Consider the following 24878-nt stretch of genomic DNA (forward strand, 5'->3'; position numbering starts at 1 on the left):
TAGACAATTTACAATTTAGGATTGAAAACGACTTGGACTTTCAATCTTTTAATTCCAATAATACTACGTTTTCCACATGGTGGGTGTGCGGGAACATATCTACCGGTTGAACGGCCTTTACTTTATATTTCGCATCGAGCAGTTGCAGGTCGCGCGCCTGCGTAGCCGGATTACAACTGACATATACGATGCGTTTGGGCTCGGCAAACAGAATGACATCCACTACATCCTGGTGCATTCCGGCACGGGGAGGGTCGGTGATGATGACATCGGGACGGCCGTATTGGTTGATGAAGTCTTGTGTCAGCATGTCTTTCATATCTCCGGCAAAGAACAATGTATTTTTAATTCCGTTAATCTCGGCATTGACCTTGGCGTCTTCAATGGCTTCGGGCACATATTCTATGCCGATTACCTGGCGTGCGTGCTTGGATACGAAATTGGCAATGGTACCCGTGCCAGTATAAAGGTCATAAACAAGCTCGTTACCGGTCAGTCCGGCAAAGTTGCGCGCTACTTTGTAGAGGTTGTAGGCTTGTTCGGAGTTGGTCTGATAGAAAGATTTGGGACCTACCTTGAAGCGCAGTCCCTCCATTTCCTCGAAGATGTGGTCTTTTCCCTTGAAGGTGTGTACCTCGAGGTCGGTGATGGTATCGTTGCACTTATTATTAATAATGTATAGCAGGGAAGTGATTTCGGGGAATGTATCTGCTATGTATTGCAGCATTTGCTTGAACAGAGCCATTTCCTCCTCTTTCTCTATCTTGCAGATGAGGATTACCATCAGTTCGCCGGTGGTAGAGGTACGCACAATCATATTGCGTAGCATTCCTTCGTGCGTGCGCAGGTTGATAAAGGAATAGTTGTGCTGGTAGGCATAGTCGCGTACTGCATTGCGGATGCGGTTGGATATATCGTCCTGCAGCCAGCACTTCTCTATGGCAAGCACTTTATCGAAAGCATTGGGAATATGGAAGCCTACGGCATTCATCTGTTCGTACACTACATTCTGCTGAACCTCTTCTGTCGTCAGCCAACGTTTGTTGGAAAAAGTGTACTCCAGTTTATTCCGGTAGAACTGAGTTTTTTCTGAACCTAATATCGGAGAAATTTCCGGTAATTCTATTTTGCCGATGCGGGTGAGGTTGTCCGTTACTTGTTTTTGCTTATACTTGATTTGCTCGGAATAGGGGAGAACCTGCCATTTACAACCGCCGCATACACCATAATGTTGGCAGAATGGAACTGCCCGTACTGCCGAATATTCATGGAATTTCACAGCTTCGGCTTCAGCATAATGATGCTTTTTTCTCTTAATTTGCAGGTCAACTACATCGCCGGGGACGACATATGGTACGAAAATCACCAAATCATTGACTTTTGCGATGGCTTTTCCTTCGGCAGCCACATCCGTAATTGTCACCTTCTCCAGTAGGGGAAGTTCTTTTCTCTTTCTTGCCACTTTTACACCAATCTAATAAATTCTTCGGCAAAAATAGACATTTTTTCGGGATTTCTCTCTATGAAATGAAATATTAAAGATTGCAATGTCGAAATTGCATTTTAGCATAAAGTTTTTTCTGAAAAAGTTTTCTAGTCTGCGAAATATACTTAGATTTGCGAACAGAAAAGAGAAAATCACTATCAAAAACTTTAAATTTATATTATGGACAAAAAAAGAGTTTATACCTTTGGTAACGGTCAGGCAGAAGGAAAGGCCGATATGAGAAACCTTTTGGGTGGGAAAGGTGCCAACCTTGCAGAAATGAACCTTATAGGAGTTCCGGTTCCTCCGGGCTTTACAATAACGACAGAAGTTTGTACGGAATATTATGAAATGGGGCAGGATAAAGTCGTTGCTCTGTTGAAGAACGAAGTTGAACAAGCCATCGCTCATGTGGAAACACTGATGCGTTCCAAATTCGGTGATGTGGAGAATCCGTTGCTGGTTTCCGTTCGTTCGGGTGCACGCGCTTCCATGCCGGGCATGATGGACACTATCCTGAATCTTGGCTTGAATGACGAAGTGGTGGAAGGCTTGACGCGCAAGACGGGCAATGCACGCTTTGCATGGGACTCTTACCGTCGTTTCGTGCAGATGTATGGCGACGTGGTGCTGGGTATGAAGCCGGTGAACAAGGAAGATGTAGACCCGTTCGAGGCTATTATAGAAGATGTGAAACATGCTAAAGGCGTGAAGCTGGACAACGAGCTTGAGGTGGAAGACCTTAAGGAACTCGTGAAGAAGTTCAAGGCTGCCGTAAAAGAACAAACAGGGAAAGACTTCCCGACTTGTGCTTACGAGCAGTTGTGGGGTGCCGTTTGTGCCGTATTCAACTCTTGGATGAACGAACGCGCCATCTTGTATCGTAAGATGGAAGGAATTCCTGACGAATGGGGTACTGCCGTAAGCGTTCAGGCTATGGTATTCGGTAATATGGGCGAGAGCTCTGCCACGGGTGTTTGCTTTAGCCGAGATGCTGCTACCGGTGAAGACCTTTTCAACGGTGAGTATTTGATTAATGCACAAGGCGAAGACGTGGTTGCCGGTATCCGTACTCCGCAACAGATTACAAAAATCGGTTCTCAACGTTGGGCTGAATTGGCCGGTGTAAGCGAAGAAGAACGTGTCAGCAAATATCCTTCCATGGAGGAGGCTATGCCGGAAATCTATAAGGAGTTGGATGCTTTGCAGACGAAGCTCGAAAATCACTACCGTGATATGCAGGATATGGAGTTCACTGTACAAGAGGGTAAACTCTGGTTCCTCCAGACCCGTAACGGTAAGCGTACCGGAGCCGCTATGGTGAAGATTGCCATGGATTTGCTCCATCAAGGTATGATTGACGAAAAGACTGCATTGATGCGTTGTGAGCCCAATAAGTTGGACGAACTGCTCCACCCGGTATTTGACAAGACAGCTCTGAAGCAAGCCAAGGTATTGACCCGTGGTCTTCCCGCTTCTCCGGGTGCCGCTACGGGACAAATCGTATTCTTTGCCGATGATGCTGCCGAATGGCATGCTGCCGGCAAGCGTGTGGTGATGGTACGTATTGAGACTTCTCCGGAAGATTTGGCAGGTATGACAGTTGCCGAAGGTATCCTGACTGCCCGCGGCGGTATGACTTCTCATGCGGCAGTGGTTGCTCGTGGTATGGGTAAGTGCTGTGTATCCGGTGCCGGTGCCTTGAACATAGACTACAAGGCGCGTACAGTGGAAGTGGATGGTGTACTGTTGAAAGAAGGTGACTATATCTCCTTGAACGGAAGCACTGGTGAAGTATATAAAGACAAGGTGGAAACAAAAGCGGCTGAGCTGTCCGGTGACTTTGCGGAATTGATGGATTTGGCAGACAAATATACGAAGCTGCAGGTTCGTACCAATGCGGATACTCCTCACGATGCAGAAGTGGCACGCAATTTTGGTGCGGTGGGTATCGGCCTTTGCCGTACGGAGCACATGTTCTTCGAAGGCGAGAAGATTAAAGCCATGCGCGAGATGATTCTGGCAGAAAACGCCGAAGGACGTCGCAAGGCTTTGGCTAAGATTCTACCTTACCAGCAAGCTGACTTCAAGGGTATCTTCAAGGCAATGGCTGGTTGTCCGGTGACTGTACGTCTGCTCGACCCTCCTTTGCATGAGTTTGTTCCCCATGACTTGAAGGGACAGCAGGAAATGGCAGATACGATGGGTGTAAGCCTCCAGTATATCCAGCAACGTGTTGAGGCGCTTTGTGAGCATAATCCGATGTTGGGACATCGTGGTTGCCGTTTGGGAAATACATATCCTGAAATTACGCAGATGCAGACGCGTGCTATCCTGGGCGCTGCTTTGGAATTGAAGAAAGAAGGCGTTGAAACCCATCCTGAAATCATGGTGCCTCTGACCGGCATCTTGTATGAGTTCAAGCAGCAGGAAGAAGTGATTCGTGCTGAGGCTGCCCAGTTGTTTGAAGAAGTGGGTGACAGCATCGACTTCAAAGTAGGTACAATGATTGAGATTCCGCGTGCCGCCTTGACTGCCGACCGCATTGCTTCCTCTGCCGAGTTCTTCTCATTTGGTACGAACGACTTGACTCAGATGACATTTGGTTATTCACGCGACGATATCGCTTCCTTCCTCCCGATTTATCTGGAGAAGAAGATTCTGAAAGTAGACCCGTTCCAGGTACTCGACCAGAATGGTGTAGGACAGTTGGTGCGTATGGCTACTGAAAAGGGACGTGCTATCCGTCCGGACTTGAAGTGCGGTATTTGCGGCGAGCATGGAGGTGAACCTTCTTCTGTGAAGTTCTGCCATAGAGTCGGCTTGAATTATGTCAGCTGTTCTCCGTTCCGTGTGCCCATTGCACGTCTGGCTGCGGCACAGGCGGCTGTTGAGGAATAATTCCAAATTGGCTTAATTAAAATAATGAGGTTGTGTCAAAACGTTGGCACAACCTCTTTTATATTTTAAGTTCTGCTATATTTTCTTTTGGCTATGCTACTTTTTCCTCATGCATTTGGCAGCAAGTTGCTATATTCCAATTATATCGGGTTATAAATAGTCCCATAAACAAATATTTGGCAACTGTAATGAGCCCCTTTCCTTCTTTTATCTGTTTAGCACACATTTTTTTGATATTAAAGGCTATAGCAAAGAAAGCAAAGTCCATTGTAACCTTGTCTTCTCCCACATGCCGGAATCTTCTGTATGCCATGTTGTATTTCATTTGTCCAAACACAGCTTCTGGTTCTATACACCTCCTGCCTCTATGCTTGATACCTTCTTCTGAGAGCAACCTTTCCCGTGCCTGCCGTTTGTATTGATTTAATCGGTGGTTGACTTCTATAATACGGTTCCCCCGAGCTTTAAAACAACTGCCACGCAAAGGGCAACCTTCGCATCTTTTTGCTTTATACCGGGCACTTTCGGTGATGTATCCGCTCGCTGTCTTGTCACGTTTGGTTCCTATACGGTTCATGTGCTGTCCCATAGGACAAACGTAATAATCCTCTTGGGCATTGTAATGGAGACTTTCGGCATGGAACGGGTTGGGAGTATAACGGGGACGCTGTTCTTTATGGAAGTAATTGTACTTGATGAAGGTTTCTATCCCATTCTCCTGCATGAACCGGTAATTTTCTTCCGAACCGTAACCGGAGTCTGCCACGCAGATATTCGGTAAACGGTTATAGCGGTACTGGAAAGAGTGGAAAAAAGGTATGAGGGTCAGTGTATCGGTAGGGTTGGGAAACAGACGGAAGTCTGTGATAAATTGGTTTTCAGTACCTATTTGCAGATTATATCCGGGTTTGGTCTGCCCGTTCTTCATGGCATCTTCTTTCATGCGCATGAATGTGGCACCAGGATCGGTCTTGGAATAGGAGTTACGTTCTCCAAGGGTATCAAGGTGATTGTCATATTCTATCAGCTTGTCACGATACCCTTCAAGTTCCCTGACCTGCTTCTTCTTTTTGCGCAGGGCTTTCTTTTCTTCCTTATCCTTTGTTGCAGGCTGGCGTTCCAGGGCTTCTTTAAGTTCATCCACTATGTCAGAGAGCCTGCAGGAAGTAAACTCCACGGATGTGTCTTTTATAGAGTTCTCCTGTGCAATGGTTTCATCCACCTGCTCCAAGAGAATACGGATTTTATCCATTAGTCTCGTACGGTTCCGTTCGACTGTCTTGCGCCAGACAAAAGTATATTTGTTGGCTTTGGATTCAATCTTGGTGCCGTCAATATACTCCACATCAAGGCTGATGAAACCTTTATCGGCAAGGACAAAAATCAACTGGGTAAATACATTATTTATTTCCTCCTTTACACGGTTACGAAAACGGTTGATCGTGATAAAATCCGGATGCTCATTACCGGCAAGCCAAATATAATGAATGTCACGAAGGAGGTGCTTCTCTATTTTACGGCAAGAATAGATATTATTCATGTAGGCGTAGATTATCACCTTAAGCATCATTTTAGGATGATAAGGACAACGGCCCGTTTCCTTATAAAGCTTCTTGAAACTCTCAAGATTGAGGTTGTCAATAACAGCATTCACGATGCGGACCGGGTCGTTCGCAGCTATGTTTTCATCAATTCTTTGTGGAAAAAGAACGGTTTGGTTGGGAATGTAAGGACGAAAATGTAACTTTGCCATAACGAAAAACTTTATGCCTAAAGATACGAAAACTTTGGGTAATAACAAAGCCCGGGCTTGAGAAAGTCTGGGCTTTGCGCATAAAAAAAGGCTGTGTCAGCATTTTGACACAACCTCATGTTGTTCTTATACGGTTCGTACACTTGACAATGGAAACCGCGCCAAATGTACGTACTCGCTTACTCACTGCTTACACTAAAACTGATGTTGCTTACACCTGCTTACACCATCAAAAAAGCCTATGGCAGCGTAAAATTAAAAGCTTATGACAACTACATTAAAAGCAATCGTAAGGAAGCTGAGAACAGACGGCCTTTATGCAGTGTACACTCGCATCGTACACAACAGAAAACCGGGTTACATCAAGACCAACAAGATTGTTGATGCGAATCATATCTCTAAAGAGAATGAACCGACCGACCCTGTCGTTAATGAGTATTGCTCAATGCTCGTTCGACAATACACAGACCGACTGAACAGAACCAACACTGCCCATAGCACAGAACGTTAGAACTCTTTAAATGTTAATTTTCAGTGCTTTCAACTCATGGTTTTGGGAGATTTTGTTTCGTGAGAATGCGCTATATTCATTACGATTGGAGATGAATGTCTATTATTACATTTGTGAGCGAATGGGCTAAAAAACTCGCCTTGGTCTTGTGGGGTTCCACTTGACCAAGGCGAGTTACTTATGCTATTAAAGTTCATCTTCTGCCTGGATGCGCTGTTTCCAAAGTTTTAATTCATTACGCATTGCATTTCTAATCTCTTTCAAAGGTTTGTTTGGAAACTCATGAATGATAAGATTATGAAGAAAGAGAAATACGGATATGAAATATTTGCTCACCAACCAATCAGTAGCCGATGGATGTAAAATGCTTACTGCTGGAATGCCAAAAAATGTGCCAACTTCCCATTTCAAGTTATCAAAGACTTGAACAGATTGGATAGCATCTGACTCAGACTCATCCATATTCTTTCTGAGCGTATCAAAAGCATTTGTTTCCATGAAAACAATCCTTTTTGGTTTGAGTATGTTTATTAGCTCTATAGTGCTTTTAATACCTTCAGCCAACAGCTCTTTCTTCAAGTTACTTACACCTTTAGATGACTCAAACGGAGAAAGATTTGTCCATACCACCTTCTTGTCATCATCAATCTGGCTGTCCGGGCATTTGGAACCATACCCAAGGAACAATCGTCCGTTGGCAAGAAAACGGGAATCTTTCAATTCCTTGTTGAACCGCTTGCTCCACCATTCTTTGTTTCCCTCCAAGTAACCATCAACTGTATGGGTAGAGGTACATTTCCCGTTTCCTTTGGGATTTATTCCTACTACCATCAGTTCAATGTCAGTTTCAATTACGTTGAGAGGTGATTGGGTATAATACGGAGTGTTATACTTCTGTGAGAGTTCATTAAATTTCGGTATCCACAGTTCACTCCATTCTTTCAGTAATTCTTGTTTGGTCTTTTCCATTGTATCAAGTTTTTAATCGGTTTCGTACATTTTCCATAAGTCTTTTGTCCACTTGTGCATTGGGCGGTGGCATAAGTGCCAAGCAACCACCGATTCAGCGTTCCGTTCTTCAAACTCTCCGGATTGGCAATGTAATAGCGAAAGCTATCCTTCCAGTTGCATTCAATCAGCACTCCTAACGACATAAGGATGTTGCCTTTCCACCGGTCAAAGGTCTGTCTGGGGATTGGTTTGCCATTACTGGATCTTCATTGAGGAGCCATTTCTCGTTGAGCTCCTTCAAAGAAAGTCCCTTCTCTCCAGCGTGGGAAAGCGTATTGACCACCCAAATGTATTTTTCCAGGAAAGTCATCTTCCTTCTGTTTTACGCAGTCCACTTCCGTATTTCGCTTCAAACTCAGTAACCAGTTTCTGGAAGTTCTCGGGCAGATAGGTCATCGCTTTTTCACACATGTTCGCAGGCACCCCATAAAGAGCTTCAGCAATGGAACCGGTGATGCAGCCGATGGTATCGGAATCGCCACCGATACTGATGGCATTACGGACAGCATCTTCAAAATCCGTAGCCTGCAGCGCACATTGAATGGCTTGCGGAACGCTGTCCTGACAGATGCCGCCATTGCCTTCCCCATCAACTCCATTCCAGGAATAACGTTTTTGCAGTTCGGCAATGGTGAGCGGGAAACGATAGCCGAATTCCTGCTCCATACATTGCTGAATCTCATCTTTCGATGCTCCCTTACGGGCCAGGAAGATACACATGGCTGTAGCCTGTGCACCCTTGATGCCCTCCGGATGGTTATGCGTTCCTTCCGCTGAAACCTTGGCGGCATTCATGGTGTCATTTTTCGTATCGAATGCCCAACCCACCGGACCTACACGCATGGCCGATCCGTTGCCGCAGCTGTTGTATGCCGGAGCATATCCGGTTCTTGTCTTCTGGATGACCCAATTCTGGAAACAGTTTCCATATCCTCCCATCGGAGAGGGATAAGCTTCCGCATACCGGACATAGTAATCCGCCACCAGTGAAAGGCGTCCGGCCAGAATCGCATCCGCTGTAGCCAACGTCAGGATGCTGTCGTCTGTGTATTCCACGTAGCGACCGAAGAACTCAAAGTCCTTGGTTCGTATGTTACTGAACTCGTAGATACTGCCTACGATGTCCCCAATGATACTTCCAATCATATTCTTCCTGTTTTAGTGATTCTACTTACTCAAAGCTGTTGCCACCAGTAATGTCCGTAAATATACTCATTTTGTATCTCATACAGAGCCAACCGATGGACTTTAATGCAAAGTTACCACGATACTCCCTCAAAAAGTGAGACACTCTCTATGTTTTAGGTCATAAGTACCATGATATTTGCTGTTGATACTTTTATACGGCCGCATTTCCATACGCTTCCACACTTCTTTTTCACTTCTGTTCTGAGTCCATACGCAGTAATGCCCTTTTGCCCTTGAAGTCATTGTCTATAGAACATTGAAGTATGTATAGCCTTTGCAACCTTGGAATATGGGACGGATGAACCATTAGTTCAAGGCAATAGCCCAGCTTGGCAACAAGTGATTTCTATACAGACGTATGCCGTTCCAAAGATGCAGAAAACTACGGATAAAGAAATTTGGAACACTTGATAATCAGGCTAATATTACCGAATATTTTTCCCAAGAATGATGTTGTGAATTTTTGCGTTTCGCCGTTTTTTGTGCTTCTTTGAGGTCTCTAAAGCTACCGGGAAGACATCGAACTGCGTTGTAGGATTTGTCAAGCAAGTTGTACTCTTGTCATTACAAAACGGAGTTTTGTCCTCACAAGAGTCACTTGCCGATTACTGCCGCAACGGAGCGATAAATCGCTGTTTCGCTATGCGAAATAGGTGTCCAGAGAACCCAGCTAACAAGTAATCAAAGGAAGTATGAAACAGAAAACCAAAGTATTCCAGTTACGGCTTATCCCGAGGAAGCCCAACTGTTGAAGGAAAAATCAGGCTCATTCCACTCTGTGAGCCACTATATCCTGTCTGCAGTGCAGGAATTTTTCAATGTGGATGTGAAGGAACGCATCGAGTTGATCCGAGAACTCGGAGAATTTTACCGAAAGAATCAGAACGAACTGTCCTGGGCAGGCGGAAACCTAAATCAGGTGGTCAAACGAGCCAATGAGCTGGCGGTAGCCTGGTTACTCGCACCCAGCTATATCCAAGAGATTGTGCTTCCAACCATTCGGGAAACACAGGAAACGATGAACCGCATCAAACGGGATTTGGAATTGATTACACTCAAGTGTATAAAAAACAAAACACTGAAGTAATGTTTGTGCGGTATATGCTTTAACCGTTGAACCCAACTAATCCGAATATTCAGATGATTGCAACCATTTTACCCGGAAGTTCGAACTTCTATGCCGTAGATTATAATGAACGGAAGGTGGCGAAAGGTGTAGCCCGGTTACTGGAGATAAAAAACTTCGGAGCACTCGGTGAAGTGCGCAAGCCAACCCCTGAAGAGCTGGCTCAGTTTCTCATGGAATATTCCTCCATGAATCCCAGAATCCAGAAAGCCCAGTTCCATGCAGTCATCTCCTGCAAGGGCTACGAGATGTCAGAAGCCCAGTTGCTTGATTTCGCGCACCAGTATCTTCAAGAAATGGGCTATGCCGAACCCGGACAACCCTGGCTCATTTATTCCCACAACGATACAGACAATGCACACCTACACATTGTTACTTCGAGAGTGGCGCCCGACGGTCGCAAGATACAGCATAACCATGAACGCAGACGCTCATTGACAAGATACTCGGTATGGACCGGCAGCAGAAAACAGACAAGGACATCGAGGCCGTCAAACAGTACAGCTTTTCTTCCTTCACCCAGTTCAAGGCCGTGATAGGAACCATGGGCTATGAAGTCTTTCAGAAAGACGGGAACGTCTTCGTCAAGCAAGGAGGCAGAATCCAAAAGAAAATTCCTCTGGCAGAGATTGAAGCCCTGTTCAAGAAAGGCTATCAGGATAAGGCACGCAATCGCCAGTTGAGAGCCTACCTGGAGAAATACCGGGATGTATGCGCCAACAAGGAAGAACTGCAGAAGGAAATAAAGAAGAACTTCGGAGTGGATGTGGTCTTCTTCGGCAAGAAAGACAAGCCCTACGGCTATATGCTGATAGACCATGCCAACAAGACCGTCATTCATGGTGCCCGGGTCCTTGCCGTAGAAGAACTGCTCGACTTTGCTACCCCCGAACAACGCTTTGACCGGATAGAAGCATTCATAGACCAGTTGCTGACCCTCAATCCTAAGGCCACGCAGGGAGAAATCTTCCAGAAATTCAAGAAACAGCATGCCTATATAAAGAAAGGTGTCATCTACTACGATGGCCAGAGCAGACCCTTGCCGCCTTTCATGGCCAAGGCCATAGACCGTAATAATCGCATCAGTTTCATTGAGAAATTCCGCCTGCAGAACGAAGCCGAAGTGGAAATGCTGTGCAAGGCATTCAAGGTGGACCGTCCGGACCTGGTGGACATTTCTACAGAACGTCCTCCCAAGTATGCTGATGCTGTGGACAAATTGCGTGATATATTCCAGAATCCCGAAGTGAAGTCCCCCCGCAGCGCTATGTATCAAGAAGGTTTTGATGTGGAACGGGTGAAGAAGAAGCCCAAGAAGAATACACTCAATCCAATCAAAAGTTTACAGCGGAAGTCCCATCAAGGATTGGGTAAACTCCGGAAAGAAGGAGTCGGCAGTCACAGTGCTAACCGCGAATGGGAAGTTGGCAAGAAAACGAACTACGACGAGGTGGACGACGGACGCTCGTTGAAGATTTAGTATTGATGTTTAATGATTTAAGTTACAACAGAAAGTCAAATGGGGACTTTTAGTTGTAACTTTTTGGGCTAATTTTTCTCAGATTCCCTTGTTCCGAAGTCCATTCACCCCCCGGTTTCAGCAACCGAAAGCACATTGATGTTGTACATTTAGGTTTTCCCTGTTCCAGCATTTACTTTTGCTTGCGAATTTAATAAACGGAAAACAACATGATACAGACCCCGGTCATAGTCACCTTTGCCAACCAGAAAGGAGGAGTCGGAAAGACCATCCTTTGCGTCACCTTTGCCAACTACTTAGTGGCAAAAGGCGTCCGGGTGGTTGTCATCGACTGCGACTTCCAACACTTGATCATGAAATGCCGCAAGGCAGACATCAAGAAGTATGAGAGGAACAACTACCCTATGAAGTCTGGTCATACGAACCCAACAACAAAGTGGATAGGACCTCGCTGGTGGAGAAACTGCACAATGACCCAGAGATAGATGTGGTACTCATCGACTCACCTGAGGAGGATGTAGACATATCGGACGAAGCACAGTCCTTCCGACCTCATAAGGTGAGCAGGGAGGAACCGAAGAAGGAAGAGGAAAAGAAAGAGGAATCCGAAGCACAATCGGATGCCGATGCTTCACAGGAAGGGAAAGAAGAATCCGACGATGAAAAGGAGCAATCAGACAACTCAGAAGAAACATCCAATGAAACTGAATTGGACACCGAACAGGACGAAACTTCTTCTCAATCTTCGGATGATGAAACGACCGAGGAACCTGCTAAAGAAGCAGAGTCTGAAAAACCTTCTGATGAACAAGCATCCGAAGAAAGCAACGATGATGCCTATGATGAAGAACACTCTGAAAGTAACGACCACCCCTTCTGCTCACCGAGCTACCGCGAAGCCATCATGACGGACGGCATCCTGGTGGATGACATCTTCAAAGTCATCGACCAGTTGGCTGAAACCGGTGAATGTGACCTGGGCACCATAATCTATCACTGCGAAAGCATGCGATATGCCGGGTGAATGCACCCTATACCAACTGGACGAAAGTCCACCGTTCCTTTAGTGACCTCTGATACTTGAATGACCTCTGTTCCTTTGGCGATGAAATCCATTATCTTTTTAAGCAAGTCTGCATGAACCTGATAACCAAGTAAATCTTGCGTTGTTTCATTATCTGAACACATATTTATTCAACTTTAGTATATACAATTTTTGTTTCCAAGCAAGGGCGTAAATCCAAGTCATAATAGCCCATAAGATAGAAGTTGCGACCAATGTTTTGATAGATATGCAAGCCGCGGTCAAGGGAGATATTCCATCCGTTGTCGGTGATGATGTACCTTGCATGAATTAAATCTGAGAATGTGAATTCAAAATCAATCCCAGTATCTTGCAGAGCCGCCTTTAGTTGTTCCAGCCCATCTTGAATCTTTTGTGTTTCATCAATGGATTCACCCATTTTGGTGGTAAGTATAATCTTCTTACAATCACCTATTTTTACAATGGATTCAATAAAGCGAGTTAGATTTTGCATTTGATATCCATGTGATAGGTAGGGCTCTTGCAGTTCGATAACCTTTGCCCCTTCCAAGTAATCAGCAAATAGCTTATCGTAGCTGTAGCCTGTATCTCCATACCGAATAGCAAGCGATTTGGGCTTTGGATCATTGTCTATTATTGTATTAGGTGCAGTTGTCGCTTGTACAGGTGTAAATTCTTGCAAACATTCTTTCTGGCATACCGCTTCTTTTTCTGTGCTCTTAGATTTATGAGGATTAAAGGCTGCTGGTTGTTTTTCAATAACAATTTCTACATCCCCAGTCTTTCTAGGATCCTGTGTAACCATTGAATCTTTACTTTCCGGACACCATACCACAACTTTTTCTCCATCTTTGTTGATATACGACATATTGATGCGAGCGTATTCTTCATCAGGCTTACGCTTATTCAATTGTTCTTTTACACGTCGACGACCTTCTAGAGCATACGCTACAATCTCATCAAACTCCTTAGGCGTAGGTTCACCTATGGGGTAAATGAGTTTTAAGAAGCCAAGTACAGTTTTTTGAAGCGCACGACTATCACGGCCTTCTACATTGTCACCTACTTTGAGATATTTATTCAATATGGGCAGATAGTCACTGTTGTGGTCAAAGAGGTAGTGCATGACTTCCGACAGGTAGTCAGAAATCATGCCATAGTTGTTATTGTAGGCAGAATCGTCAATCTTGGGTATTTCCCAGCCTGGTATATAATTGTAGAACCGATCGATAACAGCAAAGTCGAATGCCTTGGGTAAAGTGGCCAATAAGTCATGATCATAGCTGTTGACTATAGTGGGTATGTTCAAGTCAAAGTTACCGACAAAAGCAAAACTTGCCTGTCCGGTCACTTCCTGTCCTCGGCTGAAGCGTCCATTTGCCATATAATCCTTCATGATTTGAATGGTATCGGCATCTTTAATCTTCATGTTGGCTACTTCGTCAAAAGCCACATTGTCCCAAAATCCCACTGCACCAACTTGTTTACGCTGATTATTGTACAGCAATGTCGCAGTACTGGCTTGACCACCGGACAGCAAGGTGGAATAGGGAGAGAACTCCGAGTAAAAGTACGACTTACCGGTACTTCTACCTCCCAGTTCTATGCTGTTATAATTGTTTTGTACCAATGGGATGAATCTCGACAAGATATGGAATTTCAGTCGTTTGCCATCTTTGTCTCCCTTTAGAGAGCGGCTACGTTCTGCCAACCAGTCCGGATTGATACCGATACTGCGTATCAAAACATTTATCCACTCATCCGTAGTGAATCCTTTACGGCCTTCAAACAGTTTTTGTTCATCAAAACGTGCTATTTGGATGGGGCGCAAATCTTCTACATAGAAGGCATAGTCATCCTCTTGCACTTCATTGTAAGCCAATGTGACTTCAGCCCAGATACCACTTTCAAGCAGTTTTTCGTTTTTCTGATAAAACTGCGGATTGATGGCGATACGTTTGGAACCGAAATTTTCCATTTCGGCCCAATAACGTTTTTCTCGCTCCACATATTTCACATGGATCTTATCAATAAACTTGTGGCGCTTCTTTTGTTCCACAATAGCCTGAGCCTTATTGCTTTCATCGGGCTTTACGTAGTTCTTCTCGATGATTTGCAACACTGCTTTTTTACCTTCCTCAATTTCATCTGGGTCGTCCGAGGCACAATAACGTGACAAAAGAAATTCCAGTACGAATGAAGGCACATTTACAGTCTGTTTGATTTCATGCAGTAAATCCTTTCGTACGACCTTTCCAGGGAAGTATTCGTTGAGCTTTATATCTAGTCTGTCCATTGTTTAAAAATCAAATTCAGTTTGTAATTGAATAGAAGCTAATGTCACATTGGTATCTGGATCAAGGGCCATCACAATGATATCACCTTCTACGCCTTCGTTAATTTCTATGGGTTGCTTACACTTGTCGCATTCACTTGGAATTGCAATCAAGTCTGTTGTCTCATTATAGAATGTCGATTCAACCACACGACCCACTTCTTTTCCGGATGCATCGGTTACTACCATCTTGACAATGCACAGTTCAGGGCGGAAAAGTGAATCCACACCGCTAAAGTTTAATTCGATGAGCGGACGATTAACACGTACAATGCCACTGTTCTTTCCTTTATAAGTCAGCTCAAGACGGAAAGCATCTTTTTTGCGCTCTTCTGTCAATTGAACAGTCAGGATGGGAACGATGTTTTCCTGCAGCGACAAACCTTCATGGAAATAGATCTTATTCTTTTCATAGATGCCATATTGCTTGGCAAATGCAAAACGATAGACTTGGCTATGCACACCGATTTGCTCAGGAGTATAGAGCCATGAATTTTCGTTCCCATTCAGATCACCTGCTTGACTACGGCGTTCGTTCATTACGCTGGTACCAACAGGCTTGCTCATATTGTCTCCAGCCTGGTATTTGGGCTGTACCATATAACCATGGTCGGCCATAATGACGACATTGTCGAAACCTGAATTTTTGCAAGCACGGATACACTTGGTAAACAGTCGCATTTCACTTTCCATTTCAGAATAGCCTACACTGTTTAGATTCTCTCCCGCAGCATCGATTGATTGGCTGCGAATGATAAGCAAATTCACATCCGAGGTGACGTTAGCTGAGAGGAAATCCTCGGATCGTACATCCATCAGCTTAACATGCGCAGGCACTTTACTTTCAATATAGCTGATTCGATCTGCCGGTAAATCTACCTTTTTCCCTTCAAGATAAGGCTGCAGTTTACCATCTTCAACAGCCAACTGCAACTTTGATTCTGCGTCAGGAAGTAAGGCAGCCATGCCAAATCTGGTTACCGTAGGGACGTAAGCGGCCGAAGGCTGTATGCTGACGGTATAACTGTTTTCCAGGCTTTGAGCCAATTCCTTACCCATCTCAAAACGGAAAGCGTCGGCATAAATGATGGCTACTCGTTTGTGGGCATTTAGGAGGGGTGCAATTCCCTTGTTCCAAGCTTGTATATTCCAGTTGATGCCTGCAATTGGATAGCCTTCTTCTTCAATGAGTTTCTGATAACGACTCTGTATTTGTTCGGTAAAGTTTCGATAGTTACGATATACAAACTGCGCTAATTCATTTATCTGTGGTGTGTCAACATCCGAACCGGTCAGAATGGTCTGAAAACGGCGGAAGGCATAATCAACCTTATAGCCTTCTTCGCTGTACCACAGGACAAAATCCTTCAAGCTATCCAAATCGCCCAAAGGCTGGCGAATGCACTGCATCATTCGTTCACATTGGTCGGTTAAATTCCAGAATAATGCCACACCGGCATTAGCCTGATACCAAACGCTCTTTTTGTTTTTTGCTACCAATAACGTGGCTTCCGTGTATTCACCTTTGTGCAGATGGTCCAAATAGATATTGAACTCCACCTTGTTTTCAAAGGCAAATGTTACTATTTTACCTAAATCAATCGCATCAGCAAACAAACTATCCAGATGTAAACGACTGGTAATAGCCTGAGCCTGTTCTACATATTCGTCACGAAGATCGGTACGGTTGCGGATGCTTTGACAGAGGTTGTTTATGCTCTCCATGTTCTCTTTCGGGCATTTAGCCACGGTGTTGAGTTCCGCAGGCAAAATTCCGGGCAGGTCGTGCACGAATTCGCTGAAGAGCAAGTATTGCCATAGCTTTTGCTTGACATCCTTCAACGTAATTCCATTACTGTCTAATCCGGGCAAATGGTTTTCACCGAAGCTCTTCCATTCACTCATCCATGCAGTGCTGTTTATCTCATTTAAAGCCAAGAGATTCAAGGTAATCTCTACCATGCTTTTACCACCGGTAAGCGTCTCCAGCTCCGGATAATTTACACCCTCTTGCAGGGCATTGATGTTGGCAAAGCTGGCTGTGCCATTCTTAAACAATTCATCAATAGCCTCTGTTTTTCCGTGAAGGAAGTTTTTGCACAGATTGATATAGGAGTCATTGGGACCGATGGGAAAGCGGGCACCAATTTGCGTCATTCCGATAAAGGGGTCATACACCCGTTTTTTATCTTTGGGGACAGCTGATTTGCGATAGATCAGCAGGCGCGCATCTTCGTTTTGAGCCAACTCGTTCATCCAATAGTCACAAGCCGCTTCTCTATGATGAATCAACTCTCGGGTGGTGTCGATTACCTGTACACCTCGCTCTGCCACCAAAGGCAAAAGCGAATAGTATTTGCCCTCGGGGTCATAAATGGTTATAATGGGATGTTCCTTGCTGGTTTTACCAATCCAAACATCTATGATATGTCCTTGTATATCCATATAGATAGAAGTGTTTATAAGTCAAACAATTGCATCGTTGGTCCTTCGCTGCGTTTTTTTCTTGGCTTCTTTTCCTTGGGCTTGTTTTCGCACAATTCCTCAAGATCATGGGTCAAGGCCATGCACCAATCCTTTTTCGCTTTGTTTCGGATGCGAGCCGGATAAAGGGCATAAGCCAAATGACTCCAGTCATATTCACCCTTTTGTAGATTTTCCCAATTACTCAGGCATTCCTTTTTCCATGCGTTGTGGTGGAACACATTGCGCAACGGTGCTGCTGTTACCGGAACACCATCGTCATGATTGGGCTTATATGGCAGGTCATTCAATTGTTGGAGTTCTGCCTCCAATGTGCGTATATCGCCCATCAAGTTTAGCAAGGCAGCCTCTCGTTTCTTATCGTTAGCCAGTTGAGCTGCAGTTAAATCGCTTTGTGCAGCGGTATGTTCTTTGCTCAACAACAAGAGTAAGTGAGGCAGTGTTTGACTACTCAGTTGGGGATAATACACCCAAAGGGTAATTTCGCCCTCCGGTGATGAAACCGGCCAATAGATAGGTGCTTTTCTGCGGCTCTTGGTATAGCGCTTAAAATGGTAATCGAAGAAACCATTAGGCGATTCCAAATAAGTTTGCAAACTATCTACACCTATTAACTGGCAGAGTTCGCTTTCCATTTCATCTGCATCATTTTTCCAGAGACTGTGCATCACTTCCTGCACGCGCTTTACCAAACTGTCAGGATGCTGATCATCACCTATCAGAATGCCGTCAGTCGGTAGTGTAAGCGGATATAGCTGCGCTTCTTCAGACTGGAACGATACTACTGGCATAAAGGGCAAGGCGTCGAATACATTGCCAAAGGGAGGAATGGTTTCGGGCTGGGCTGCATAGCGGATATTCCATCTGCCGAAAGCCATGCCAACCAACTCCATGACGATTTCTTGTGCCATCACTTGTTTGTTGATGACATTCCCGTTACTAGCACCATCGATGGAGAGTAGCTCTTCATAAGGACGGCGACTCTTATAGGCATTAAGCGTGGCTCTGAAGTTACTGTCTGCTTCAATCTCTGCCAAATCCATCCATAAGTCGTCGTTTTCTTTCACTAACTCTTGGTAGCGGGTATAATCAGCAGTAAGCTTTTCTTGCAGTTGATCTAAACTTTCTCCCAAATGGTGACCATGCATAACTTGTGCAATCAAACCATGATATTCCAGGTTGGTTTCATCTAAACTGAACCACCAGCGTTTGATGTCAATGATTTCAGTAATGATGCGCTCGATATCAGACTGGCGATTAGCATAGTCGGGCATGGGGAGGAGATTGGTATAACCTGTCCATTTATGTTGTCCTGAATATAAATTTAAGAAATATTGTCCATATATTGAATTAAACATCGAATTTAAAACCAATGCTTCATTCCATTTTAAATTTACAATTGATAATCCTTCCTTTGTAAAAAACATGTTTGATTTAAGGAAATGCATGTCTAGAATATCTCCTCGTTCTCCATAACATACACCAGGGATGAATTGGCTGCCTAAATTGGAACTTCTATAAGATTTATGAGCTTTTACATAAACTCCATCATTTTCCCAATTGGTCATGTCGCAATAAGTTGTGTAAAATAGACTATAGGAGTTGCCATTGTACATGTGTTTATAGTTTACTTGATTTCTTAACTCATAAAAAATCCGAAAATGACTTGAGGAAACAAAACCAATTCCCTGCATTGCATAGAACCCTCTATTTTCTATAGATTTCCTTTCAAAGGCTTCAAGTATCTTATTATCAAAATAATATCCATTTATGGAATTAGGGAGGGTCGCAAATTCAGCTGAATTGCAAATGAATGTATTGCCATTGTTTTTTTCGCAGATTAATGTGTCAATTGATTGTTTGATCATTTCCGCTTTACATGCAGGCTCATCATCAAGCACATCAAAGAATACCCCTTCTCTACTTTCTGAAGGAGTTTTAGACAATACCAGTGTTGAAGTTTCTACACTAGCATCTAAAACATTCCACCCAGTATCTGCACAAGCCGAAATATAACCACAAATATTTTTCTTTCGGAATGGCTCGTAGGAGGATTTAATGAGTACAGTACGGTCAAAGATAGCCCCAACAAGCCCATCATTGATCAATAACTCTTGCATACGATCGAAGAAAGCGCAAACAAGGTTTTTGCACCAACAGGAATAATGGGTGTCTAAATAGTCAATTGTACTTTCTGATCCTTCTCCAAAAGGCGGATTCATCAGAATGACATCGTATCGCTTTTGACACAATTCAATAAAAGCAAACCCGCGTACCGCATCATTGGCAAACAAGGTATTTTCGTAGCCTTCTTCTTCCGACAGATGAGAAGAAACCGTGTGCAATGCTTCTTGTAGCTTCTCCACAACTGTAGCAAAGAAGGCTTCTTTGGCTTCCTTCTTATTGTTAAGAACATGAAGTTTTCTGTTTACAGCGCCAATTTCTTTTATCCTTTCTTCCGAATCAAATAAACTGGCATCTACATACTTATTTACTTCACTCCAATTCTTGCGTAAATCTTCAATTTCAGCCTGTATTTCCTGCTCCATCTTAATGAGTAAGCCCGCTTCGCCGGCATACTTCATCTTGTCCCATATCTTTATCAGCAAGCGTTGCATGGGTTTATCCAATTGTTCGGTCAACAATTTGAGCATACGCTTATTGCCCGGCATCGGCTCAGCCAATACCAGGTGTGAACGCTCAATTACCGGACGCTCCTCGCGAGGGATGCCCAAATTACTCCACGATTGTTGAGCACGGAGCCACAGCGAAAGAGCGGCAATCTGCAAGGCACGAGGATCTATTTCCACACCATAAATGTTGTTTTCCAAAATAAGTTTGGGAACCAAGCGAGCAAAAGATTCCCGGGTTTCCGTGTAGCGATATTGCGACAACAATTCGGGCTGATTGTCCCAGGCATCCATGTAGATGGCTTCCATAACATCGAAGGTATATAGTCCAAAATGCATAGAGCCACAAGCAGGATCAAGCATGGATAATTCGGTCGGTTCCTTAATAAAGCGTGGCGTCAGCACCTCGTCAGGCCGATGAATCATATACTGACATAAATCCGTAATAGAAGTCTTACCATCGGTCATTTCATACCAAATACGGCCCAGGGAATTATCTGTGAGAAAGCGCACGACATAATCGGGCGTAAAAAACTGGTTACGCACCGCCATTTCTCGACTATTGCGCGGACGATTGCTCTCATCACGCATCTTGCGACGTTCCTCTAATGAGTTATAGTACTGGAAAATCCAGCCCAAAGTTTCGTCTTCCCTCCAGAAGTCTACCGTTTCGCCCGTCTGGTCATCATAGAAAGCCGTAAGATTTTCATTGTTGATTAAGTCGAAGAGTTTGGTCAATGTCGTTTCATCCGGCCATATCAATCCATAAGGAGAATAGCGGTCGAAAACCGATGGAAGTTCGATAGACAATTCATCGTAGAGTGACTGGATATACCAGCAGTAACGTTCGTAACGGGAGCCCACGCTGCCTTGTCCGGTTACCATATCATAACTGACGAAGCCGTCAGAATCGTAGCCATCACCGATAGAGGGCATAATCAATTCACGTTCTTCACACATGCGTACAGCACAAAAACGATTCAATATGGTGAACGCTTGTTCGGCTGTGAGCTGTTGCACTGCTTTTTTGTCGATATCTGTACTATCTGCAGGAAGGCTGTTTTTGATGTATTGCAAACGGCCACGAAGCATGCGAGCACGATAAATGATATCCGCATTACTTGTAGTCAGTTGGCTGACAGGAATAACCCGGCCGTCAGCCCAAATACCATAATGCTGCTGCAGAGAAGATATGATGTTGTTTGTGAGCAACGTCTTGACGTCACTCACAAACTGCATTAATATTTTGCGTCCTGATGTAGAAATCATAACTAGAAGTTTTGATTAGTCAATAAAAGAGAGGTCGATTGATACGCCCTCATCCATTTGAGGCAATAGACGGGTCAACTCGTTAATAAGTGACTCAACATCCTGTCGCTGAGTAAGGCGACGCTTAATCTGACGACGAACGACTGTAGGTTCGTTAGCTCCTGTAACACTTTCGGCATCAGTTGCGTCACTGCTTTCATTGGGGCGTTTGGAATCATCGTCCTCAGCAGGCGTTGTAACGGCCGGTTTGTTGGCTGCTACAAAATCTTTCACTTTTCGCTCAATACTATCGAATAGACCTAAAGGAGCGTAGAAAGCGGTAAATTGGTTGCACATTTCCTGCAAAAGTTCGAGCGTTTTACCCTCCTGAATAGCAATTCTACTCATCAAGACTTCAATGCTTTGCTTCTGTTCCTCTTTCAATGAACAGAAATCTTCCGAACCACGAATTTCGCTGTTCTTCTGATTGATGAAGAGAGTAGCCTCCGTATAGAAGTGCATGCAAGCCTGCTCAATTTCATTGTCAATGTGTGAAGCTAAATCCGCATATTCTGAAGTGTGATTAAAACAGATTGGATCGAGCATAATATCATTGAAGGCCTGTTCATCTTCTCCCAATTGATTCTTCAATATTTCCAATGTGGGAAGTTGCGGCAAGCGTTGGGTATCATTCAGTCGTTTTTGGATTTTCTTGATAGAAGTGAGAACCTTTCCTTGTTCCTCCGCTTTGAACACCTGGTTGACAAACCTTAATGCATCGGCACAAGCTTTATCTTTGGCAAAGAGATAAGGTGCTTCGGCACCTTCTGAGTCGATAATCTTAACCAAATAATTCACCGCTTGACTAACAGTAGATGTTCCAGCCATTTTCAGTTTTTCAAAAGTGTCCTTCAATTGTTCCACTTTTGTTCGACGTTGCGTGGCGATTTTTAATGATATTTTGGCTATGCTGGCCGGAATAGGAGACAATCCTTGCGGGTTGTACAATTCCTTCAGGGTAGTCATAGCCATCATCATTTCTGCCGGCTTTAAGTGAGCATCTGTATTAAGAGACAACCCAAGGTGGCTGAACGACGTATTATTCTTCATGGCTTCAGCAGCATTCTTGGTGAACATTTTAAATGACTGAGCACCACTTCTTACTACGATAATGCCTGCCTTCAACATCAATGCTACCAAATAACGGATAGTATCTTTGCTCCAGCCATACTGAGCACGGCTGAAGTGGTCGGATAGTTGTCCGCCGTTAGCATCATTGCTTGAGGCGATATAATCCTTTATTTCAGCAAACGCGGCATGACCGGTTTCTATAACGCCGTTATCGCCTACAATGCCAAATGGATTGAGCGATTCAGGCAGCTTGGTAGAATCTTCATAAGCCAATAAATCACTAACAATAGAAGCTGACATGCTACGCGAAGCCAAAGGATATTTGTTATAAACCTGTTCGGCAAAATTCTTCAAGGCTTGCGTTTTGTAAGTTTCTCCATTTACAGATGTAGGCGAACCCTTGCAGATGGTTTCGCTGTTGTTTTGTGATTGACGCAAAATGCGTGTAATTTCCTGTCGATTCTTATCGGCATCTGCTTGTTGGGCACGCAGATAGTCTTGGATTTCCTTATTAGTATCGTGCCGATGGTTATTACAAATGGTTTCGTCTCTCACCACGTCAATTAGCAAGAGTTCTATGTCCTGAGGCAAGGTGCATACCCAAAACATGGTCTGCTTATTTTCCACTTTCGTACTTTCAGTGAGGAGCGCGTTATGCACTTTCTCAAAGTCGCTGGCGTCCACGAAGCGAACGTTTAGTTTGATGTCACCTCCCGGAATCAACACAGGATTCTGTCTGCCACGGCATAATTCCACCGTTGCACTAATCGTCTTCGAGCCATAAATACTAACAGATGGTGCCGGGGATAGAATATCATGCACCAACTCTTTCATGACTTTGAATTTATCAGAGTCAGTTGCATTTATTCTGGAACGTTCATCTTGAACGCTAAGAATGGCATTGGTCATGAATCGGAAACGTCCATCAATTTCTTGGAGTGTAACGCCGGCAGTGTCTTTTATTTCATCCAGTAAAGCACGAAGTTCCGGTTTGCTCAATGGATGGCCAATCTGTTGGAACAGTAAGGAACAGAGATTGTCGAACGACAAACAAAAGTCGTCCAACAATTGCATAATGGCAATCGTCTTGCATACTTTCACAGCCAATGGGTTGCTGCTATAAAGTTCGATGGCTTTTTTAGCGGAAATGACAATTTCGCGAAAGTCTTGATTCTTCTCCATATACGGATGAAGAGCATCATAGAATAAATCCGGCGTAGCCATCTTGCCTAAATGGCATTCTGCCAAATGGCCATCTACCAACAAGTCTCTAATCAATCGAATGACTGAACGAAGACCGGAGCCACCACTTCGGCTTGCCAGCTTTTGAAGTAAAGCCAGCAAGATATCAATATGAACGGGTAAGAAGGGATAGAGATTGGCAAACAATTCGCAGGTCAATGGCTTCATATACAACGAACGATCCATATTGGTTAACCGCGTTTCTAGTTTAATGGATGCTTCATTGCGATTGAATAGGTCGGTCAACACTTCTTTTCCCTGAGGAGACTTTCCCAACAGTCGTTTTGTGATGATTTCCTTAATATCATCAGCTTCTATATCAACCTTGATGGGGAAACGGTCATTAAGCTTAAAGAGTTTGTCAGAGTTGACTTGTGCATGAGGGTTGTCTTCAGTCAATGTCTGCTGAGCAGTACCGATGAGCCAAACATTTCCTTTAAATTGAGATTTCAGGATTTGCATGGTTCCCTGCATACTACGAATCAAATCTTCACTGCCCCCTACGTATTGTCCAATTTCGTCGAGGACATAGATAATGCGTTCTTTGCCATATTTTTGTTTGACCAATGAACAGAGTCGCTTGAAGCGATCGGTTTCATTCTCAACGGATTCAACTTTGATAGCGTTATACTCTTCTGAAGAGGAGAAATATTCAGGCAGTATGACTGGCGCAAATTTGGCAGCATATTTATTGGCTATCAACTTCTTTGACTGAATAACCTCCCAGTCTTTCCCTTCTGCTTTGACCAATTCGCAGAACTGGTCATATTTACCCTCTTCTTGAAGAATGGAAATAAAATCCATCAGTTTAGGGTCGGTAGCTTTGATGCCTATGAGCTTCAACGTTTCGTAATACATAATATCGCTCACGGTCGATGTAATACCAGCTGTAGCTTCGGTGGTAAGGTCAATCATAATGACCAGCGGATCATATTTTTGGATAACCGCACGATGCAAGGTCTTGAGTGCATTATCTTGAATTCGGTTCATCAGTTTTTCACCAAAGCTAATACCATCCACCTTTAATGACTGCTGGAAGGAGTAGCCTAAATATTTGGCAAATGAGCTCTTACCTGAACCATAAAATCCAGATACCCAAACACCCACTTCGTTGGAAGAATCACGGAATGCAGACTCCAATTCTTCGATAACCTTTTCATAGTTATCGTGCAACTTGTCGGTTACTACATATTCATTGATTTCGTTTTTTAGATTCTCCTCGCTATTATCTGCAAAAGTGACAACACTTTCAATTCGGCGATTGATGTCCTTGGACGAATCAAATAGTTCTTTTATGGTATTCATGT

At 44.0% G+C, this 24878-nt stretch carries 12 protein-coding genes and 3 pseudogenes; 6 read left to right on the top strand and 9 right to left on the bottom strand.

Annotated elements, in window-relative coordinates; genetic code table 11:
- Nucleotides 1–40 precede the first annotated feature (40 nt).
- The gene (gene rlmD / locus EYA81_RS16725) at nucleotides 41–1462 is read right to left on the bottom strand and encodes a 23S rRNA (uracil(1939)-C(5))-methyltransferase RlmD (RefSeq protein WP_008663284.1); all 1422 of its coding nucleotides are present in this window, start codon (nucleotides 1460–1462) and stop codon (nucleotides 41–43) included.
- A gap of 204 nt (nucleotides 1463–1666) precedes the next feature.
- On the opposite strand from rlmD, the gene ppdK reads away from it, so the two are divergent.
- Complete coding sequence (gene ppdK, locus EYA81_RS16730; protein ID WP_117964434.1) at nucleotides 1667–4387, top strand: pyruvate, phosphate dikinase; 2721 nt, start codon at nucleotides 1667–1669, stop codon at nucleotides 4385–4387.
- A 91-nt stretch (nucleotides 4388–4478) separates the two neighbouring features.
- Here the strand turns inward: ppdK and EYA81_RS16735 are convergent, their stop codons facing one another.
- Complete coding sequence (locus EYA81_RS16735) at nucleotides 4479–6140, bottom strand: IS1182 family transposase (protein ID WP_131225595.1); 1662 nt, start codon at nucleotides 6138–6140, stop codon at nucleotides 4479–4481.
- Between the two features lie 265 nt (nucleotides 6141–6405).
- On the opposite strand from EYA81_RS16735, the gene EYA81_RS16740 reads away from it, so the two are divergent.
- Nucleotides 6406–6651 (top strand): hypothetical protein, encoded by a 246-nt coding sequence (locus EYA81_RS16740; protein WP_227186921.1) that lies wholly within the window; start codon nucleotides 6406–6408, stop codon nucleotides 6649–6651.
- A gap of 186 nt (nucleotides 6652–6837) precedes the next feature.
- Here the strand turns inward: EYA81_RS16740 and EYA81_RS16745 are convergent, their stop codons facing one another.
- The 3 genes from EYA81_RS16745 to EYA81_RS16755 all read right to left on the bottom strand — a co-directional run bounded on the left by EYA81_RS16745 (nucleotide 6838) and on the right by EYA81_RS16755 (nucleotide 8808).
- Nucleotides 6838–7620 carry a hypothetical protein gene (locus EYA81_RS16745; RefSeq protein WP_131226111.1) on the bottom strand — a complete coding sequence of 261 codons (783 nt, stop codon included), beginning with the start codon at nucleotides 7618–7620 and terminating at the stop codon, nucleotides 6838–6840.
- On the bottom strand, nucleotides 7593–7805 hold the full coding sequence (locus tag EYA81_RS16750) for a hypothetical protein (protein WP_117600527.1): 213 nt from the start codon (nucleotides 7803–7805) through the stop codon (nucleotides 7593–7595). Before EYA81_RS16750 ends, EYA81_RS16745 begins: the two co-directional genes overlap by 28 nt.
- Nucleotides 7806–7968: 163 nt before the next feature.
- Nucleotides 7969–8808 (bottom strand): ADP-ribosylglycohydrolase family protein, encoded by an 840-nt coding sequence (locus EYA81_RS16755; protein WP_117600526.1) that lies wholly within the window; start codon nucleotides 8806–8808, stop codon nucleotides 7969–7971.
- Between the two features lie 734 nt (nucleotides 8809–9542).
- Here EYA81_RS16755 and EYA81_RS16760 point away from each other — a divergent pair.
- The 4 genes and pseudogenes from EYA81_RS16760 (at nucleotide 9543) to EYA81_RS16770 (ending at nucleotide 12480) form a co-directional block, all read left to right on the top strand.
- Nucleotides 9543–9937, top strand: a pseudogene (locus EYA81_RS16760) (hypothetical protein).
- Between the two features lie 53 nt (nucleotides 9938–9990).
- Nucleotides 9991–11456: pseudogene (locus tag EYA81_RS16765) on the top strand (relaxase/mobilization nuclease domain-containing protein).
- Between the two features lie 209 nt (nucleotides 11457–11665).
- Nucleotides 11666–11964: pseudogene (locus EYA81_RS19275) on the top strand (AAA family ATPase); the annotation flags it as partial.
- Nucleotides 11965–12015: 51 nt separating this feature from the next.
- Nucleotides 12016–12480, top strand: coding sequence for a hypothetical protein (locus EYA81_RS16770; RefSeq protein WP_370293458.1), 465 nt, complete (start codon nucleotides 12016–12018; stop codon nucleotides 12478–12480).
- 166 nt (nucleotides 12481–12646) lie between these two features.
- On the opposite strand, the gene brxL is transcribed toward EYA81_RS16770, so the two are convergent.
- From brxL to brxC, 4 genes are read right to left on the bottom strand one after another with little or no spacing between them, the layout of a single operon-like run.
- Nucleotides 12647–14797 carry a BREX system Lon protease-like protein BrxL gene (gene brxL / locus EYA81_RS16775; protein ID WP_131226115.1) on the bottom strand — a complete coding sequence of 717 codons (2151 nt, stop codon included), beginning with the start codon at nucleotides 14795–14797 and terminating at the stop codon, nucleotides 12647–12649.
- Between the two features lie 3 nt (nucleotides 14798–14800).
- Nucleotides 14801–17281 (bottom strand): PglZ domain-containing protein, encoded by a 2481-nt coding sequence (locus EYA81_RS16780; RefSeq protein ID WP_117964428.1) that lies wholly within the window; start codon nucleotides 17279–17281, stop codon nucleotides 14801–14803.
- A 14-nt stretch (nucleotides 17282–17295) separates the two neighbouring features.
- A complete protein-coding gene (gene pglX / locus EYA81_RS16785) occupies nucleotides 17296–21219 on the bottom strand; it encodes a BREX-1 system adenine-specific DNA-methyltransferase PglX (protein WP_131226116.1) in 3924 nt (1307 codons plus the stop codon).
- A gap of 15 nt (nucleotides 21220–21234) precedes the next feature.
- Nucleotides 21235–24876 (bottom strand): BREX system P-loop protein BrxC, encoded by a 3642-nt coding sequence (gene brxC, locus EYA81_RS16790; RefSeq protein WP_131226118.1) that lies wholly within the window; start codon nucleotides 24874–24876, stop codon nucleotides 21235–21237.
- Nucleotides 24877–24878 lie beyond the last annotated feature (2 nt).

Source organism: Bacteroides sp. A1C1, assembly GCF_004328515.1.
Lineage (GTDB): Bacteria > Bacteroidota > Bacteroidia > Bacteroidales > Bacteroidaceae > Bacteroides > Bacteroides uniformis.

Coding starts and splice junctions, on each gene's coding strand:
- ppdK (WP_117964434.1), top strand. CDS start 1,667: ATGGACAAAAAAAGAGTTTATACCTTTGGTAACGGTCAGGCAGAAGGA.
- EYA81_RS16735 (WP_131225595.1), bottom strand. CDS start 6,140: ATGGCAAAGTTACATTTTCGTCCTTACATTCCCAACCAAACCGTTCTT.
- EYA81_RS16740 (WP_227186921.1), top strand. CDS start 6,406: ATGACAACTACATTAAAAGCAATCGTAAGGAAGCTGAGAACAGACGGC.
- EYA81_RS16745 (WP_131226111.1), bottom strand. CDS start 7,620: ATGGAAAAGACCAAACAAGAATTACTGAAAGAATGGAGTGAACTGTGG.
- EYA81_RS16750 (WP_117600527.1), bottom strand. CDS start 7,805: ATGTCGTTAGGAGTGCTGATTGAATGCAACTGGAAGGATAGCTTTCGC.
- EYA81_RS16755 (WP_117600526.1), bottom strand. CDS start 8,808: ATGATTGGAAGTATCATTGGGGACATCGTAGGCAGTATCTACGAGTTC.
- brxL (WP_131226115.1), bottom strand. CDS start 14,797: ATGGACAGACTAGATATAAAGCTCAACGAATACTTCCCTGGAAAGGTC.
- EYA81_RS16780 (WP_117964428.1), bottom strand. CDS start 17,281: ATGGATATACAAGGACATATCATAGATGTTTGGATTGGTAAAACCAGC.
- pglX (WP_131226116.1), bottom strand. CDS start 21,219: ATGATTTCTACATCAGGACGCAAAATATTAATGCAGTTTGTGAGTGAC.
- brxC (WP_131226118.1), bottom strand. CDS start 24,876: ATGAATACCATAAAAGAACTATTTGATTCGTCCAAGGACATCAATCGC.